Below are 5,147 nucleotides of genomic sequence, written 5' to 3'. Positions count from 1 at the left end.
ATGTGATTTTTGCAGGCTCGCAGGATCACCATATTTATGCCTGGAGCCAGATTGGCTCCCGATTGTGGAAAACCCCAACTCGTGGGCCGATTGAGGCCGAAGGCCTGGTGGTTGGCGATGATCAGCTCAGTGCGCAGTTATTTTATGGCTCGGCCGATGGCGCACTGTATGTGCTGAATGCCAAAACCGGTGCCATAGAGTATTTGTATAAGTTAGGTGCCACGGTAAGCCAGAAACCCTTTGTGGTTGGTAATCAGATCTGGGCAGTCACTAAGGATGGACAGGTACACAAGCTGGAGCGAGACGCAGCCGGCCTGCAACCTCTGCAATGGGGTGATATGAACAGTTCATCACTGCTCAGTGCCCTGAATCGCGATTTTCCTTCTGGCTGGACGCCGGACAATGATTTCAGCTCGGCCTACCATCTGCTGCGCCTGGGGTATCTGGTGCTGGGACGGGATCTGACCCGCTATGAATTATCCTTCCTGACCTATGCGGTAGAGCATCATAATGTCACTCTGTTTGAAGTGGCAAATGCCATGCTGACCTCTGAGGAAGGCAGACGCCGGTTTGCCTTGTCTCTGAGTGCCCAGCAGTTTTACGATCGCCTAGTTGAGCTCATGTACCATGTGCCAGCCAATGGTCTGGCAGGTTATGACAGGGCACACTGGATTAATCGTCTGAATACCGATCTGACCCGTGCACAGTTCCTGCTTGACGTACAGTGGTCATCCGGGTTTACGACAACATACAACCCCGCTGTGGCCAGCACACTGTATTATTATTACGGCGAGTGCCATCTTCAGGCGGTCTGTAACGAGCAGGTCGACTCCGACGGCGACAACATCAGTGATGTGGCAGAAACTGCGCTGGGCACCAACAAACTTGACCCCCGTGACGGGCTGTTAGATGCACCGGATCTCACTCTGACGCTGACGGGCGAAGGCCGTATTAAGGCTGGATTTAGCTACTCCCGTGATCTGGCAAGATTTAAACTGGTGGACGTGGCAAGTAATACGCTCCCTACGACCTATCCGGCCGCCAACCGCAAGGCCGAAGGGGTACTGATCTATCCCAATGGCAGACACAGCTTCTATGCTCAGGCCTGTATTGATGTGGCGCTGAACCCCTCGACACCTCATATTACGACTGAGTACTGCTCTACCGGCTCGGCGCAGCAAAGTGTCACTGTGCTGGATAGTCTGGCCGAAGGCCAGATAACACCCCATGCAGCACCAGTGAAGCTTAAAACTTTTAAACCTGTGAGCCAAAGTGCACTGGAGACTCACCACAAATACAGCTTTACAACAGGGAGCTTCCGGGTCAATGAGCAGGGTGCGGCCACTTATAGCATTCCTATTGCTGTGCCACAGGGGATTGCAGGTGTCACCCCTGAGGTTAGTCTTAGCTATAACAGCCAGCAACCTGAGTCTCTGGTGGCACAGGGCTGGCAGTTATCGGCAGGCTCTGCCATCACCCGCTGTCGTCAGACATTGGCGCAGGACGGGGCATTTAAACCTATCTCTATTGGCCTCGACAATGAAGATCGTTACTGCCTGGATGGCCAGCGACTGATACTGGTCGAAGGTACCTCGCATGGTAAGGCGGGGGCCGAATATCGCACAGAAATTGACTCTCAGCAGCGCATTGTGGTGGAAGCCGGTGAAGAAGCCTATAAAGTGCAGTTTGTGGTGTACGGCAAAGATGGTAGCAAGCGCATTTATGGCGGCACAAAAAACAGTTTAGCCGGTGATGAGCAATACCCAGCCAGCTGGTTACTGCGCCAGAGCATGGACAGTGTGGCAGCGAACAGCACTGCCTCACAGCTCGCTGAAAATGTCATTAAATATCATTATCGCCACGGTGGTGATGACGGTAAGAAGGATAATGCGTTGGGCCCACTGGAAACCGTGTTATCGACGATATCTTACAGCGAATACACTGTAACCTTTGACTATCAGGCTGGCCCGGTCCGTAACCTGGCGTACAGTCTTGAGGTGGATTCATTGCCAATGCAGGCACAGGCTCAGTTGACAGGGATTCAGGTCTCTAAAGACGCAACGCCGCTGCAATACTATGATCTGGCGTTTGAAAACGGCGCCAACGGGGTGCGTCAGCTAAAGCGGGTCAGCCAGTGTGACCGGCCGGTGTCGAGCGGCTATGCCCTGTGCAAACAGCCCATCAGGTTTGAGTATGAGGACACCAAAACCTATCCGGATATGCATGCCGCCCAGACTCTGATACATGCCACCACAAATCAGAAAATTGTTGCCACCACAGTGCTGGATTCCGATGGCAATGGCGAGCCGGAACTGGCCACACTGATCCAGCAGGAACATCCAAACCAGCATGACTTATGCCTGATTGACCGTGATGGCACCCAGTCTTGCCAAGTGATAGAGACCAATACCCGCCTGGATAGCGTCAAGATGATGCCATTTGATCAGGAGGGAGATGGGGCTCATGGTTTGTTGATCCAGACAGCAGAACGTCGCAGTGACGCTTATGGCGCATGGCGATATTTCACCTATGATGGCACAGGCTGGCAGGTGCGTTCACTACCTGGCAGTAGCCTAATGGGGGCTATCCGGGTTGGTGATGCCAATGGTGATGGTATGGATGATTTATTGTACACCACGGCCGATGCTTACGCTCAGGTTTATCTGGTGATGAATCAGGATGTCTTTACCGGATTGGCTCAAAGTGCCAATAGATCAATTCGTGCAGGCTCCCCATTCTACTTTATGGATATGGATTTTGATGGCAAGGCCGATCTGGTCACATCTATCTGTGAGCCAGACGGATGCAAGGAAACCGGCAAGTTTGATAAGATCCGTGTTTATTACAATCGTTATGATAAAGACACCGGTAAACACAGCTTTGAACTGGGTAAGTGGGCGACAGAAAGTGTGGTCCACAGCAACCTGAGCCCACTGGATGCAAATAACGACGGCACCGTCGATCTGATGTATCAAAATAAGGATGACGACTGGGAAGTTGCTCTGGTGCGCCCGTCACTGGGTGAGGGGCTTAGGTTTGATAGGGGTGGGATCAAGACGCTGACCGCCCCTAACAATGTCACCATAGACAGGAAGATTACCAAGTTGCCACCACTGCAGGCTGATCTGGATGGCGATGGCCGCCCTGAACTGTATGTGACGGGTAAAGCGACCACGGGTGTGCCGGAATATGGCTTATACCGTTATGAGTTCGATCCCGCAACGCGAGATCTGGTCACACCGACCAGTGTAGCCTACAGGCTAAAAATGGAACCGACATACAGCAGTACGGTGTTTTTCGCAGATCTGGACGGCGATACGACACCTGAGCTGGTGGTTCAAAATGCCCATAAGTTAATTTCCCATGGCAGAACCTATCGGCAGCCTGCTGCCGGACGCCTGCGTACCATTACTCAGGGCCTGGGCAATCAAACCACCATTCGTTATGGTGCGATGTCGGATGCCAGCGTGTATACCCAGGGTGATCGCGCAGTAACCGCACAATTGCAGCAAGACAGCGGGCTGAAGGTCACTGATTTGGGTGGCGGGTCAATGTTGGTCCGTGAGGTTGAAACCAGCACACTGGATACGCAAACCGGCGACACATCACTGGTCGTCACCTATGAATATGAAGGTGCGCGGGTACAGTTTGGCGGCCGCGGCTGGCTGGGCTTTGCTGCCCTGACGACTGTGACCGAAAAAGACGGTCATCAGATAGCGACCCGGACTGAGTACGAGCAGGCCTTCCCGCTCACAGGGATGCCAATACGCACCACCAAAACCCTCTATGAGAATGGTTATGCCCATGTCCTGAGCGATGCCGTTGATAGCTATCAGGTATCTCCTGAACAGGTTGAGCCCAAGCGTATTTATCAGATTTACAATCAGGACAGCCGCACCTGTAGCGCGCGTGTTAACAGCGATTACTTTATCGCCGGGTATAACTGTAGCCAGACACAAACCACGCAGGACAGCTATGGCAATGTGACCAACCTGAAAGTCAGCCAGTACAGTATCGACGGCGCGGCGGAAGACTTTTTACTGGACGCAGCGCCCACTGGTACCATCTCAACGGTGACCACAGTGAACAACTTTGGCTCGGAGGCTGAGCAGCAACAGGGTCGTTTGCAAAGTGCAACCGTTACGCATGAGCGCGATGGGAAAACGGTGACACGCAGCAGCGCGTTCACCTACATACAAAGCGGTGTGCTGGCCGGTCTGCTCGAGACCGAAACGGTGGAGCCGAACGGCACCTGCGACGCCTATCTGAAAACCACCTATAGCCATGATAACGTTGGCAATGTTGTCGGCAGACTGGTAGAAAGCAAATCTGGCTGTAACGAGGTTGGCGAGAAAATCAACCGAACCAGCACTACGACTTACGACAGTGAAGGGCGCTATGTAACCAAGCAACACAATGGGCTGTTTACTACGCTGCTGGTGGAGTCGCGTAACAAATTTGGTCAGGTAACTAAGGCCAAAAATGCCGATGGCGTGGTGCAGTCTACTGAGTATGATGCATTCGGCGGTGAAATTGGCAGCTACTCGCCAAGCGGGGCACAGCAGCGTACCCTGATGGCAGACTGCCCGGCAGGGGCGCCCGCATACTGCGCCTTTGCCAGCGAAAGCTATGTTAATACCGAGCTGGTGGCACGCAGTTTCTTTGATCGCCTGGGTCGCACCCTGGGCAAAGAGCGGCTGATATCCAAGGGGAGCGAAGAGCGTCAGGCATCTGAGGAGATGTGGCTGCGTGATGTTAGCCATTATGACAAGCATGGTCGCGCCACTGTGGTTATCCCGGCAGGCCAGGCACCCACATCGACTCAGTACGATGTTCTGGACAGGGCGACTCAGGTGATAGATGAGCAGTCTGACCTGGTCACCACGCTGAGCGTGGATAACCGCACCACGACCACCACCGTCAGTGGCGATATTCCGGGTGACAAACAGAAAACCGTGGTGACGCACAATCAGCACGGTGAAAAGCACACTGTCACCGACCCTGCCGGCCAGGTGCTGACTTATACCTACACCACGCTGGGCCTGCTGGATACCGTGTCGTCGTCGGCGGATGGCGGCGCCACCCTGATAGACAACGACTACAACGACCTGACGGGCCGTAAAACAAGCACCAAAGATCTTGATCGG

The 5,147-nt window shown here is 53.7% G+C and carries 1 protein-coding gene; it reads left to right on the top strand.

The features are described from left to right. Positions 1-5,147: PQQ-binding-like beta-propeller repeat protein (locus CWB99_RS21695; RefSeq protein WP_138686224.1), on the top strand; the 5,147-nt coding region annotated here is incomplete at both ends.

The sequence above is a fragment of the Pseudoalteromonas rubra genome (genome assembly GCF_005887095.1).
Lineage (GTDB): Bacteria > Pseudomonadota > Gammaproteobacteria > Enterobacterales > Alteromonadaceae > Pseudoalteromonas > Pseudoalteromonas rubra_E.
Note: the sequence above shows the minus strand (reverse complement) of the source record. Positions and strands in the feature narration are given on the sequence as shown.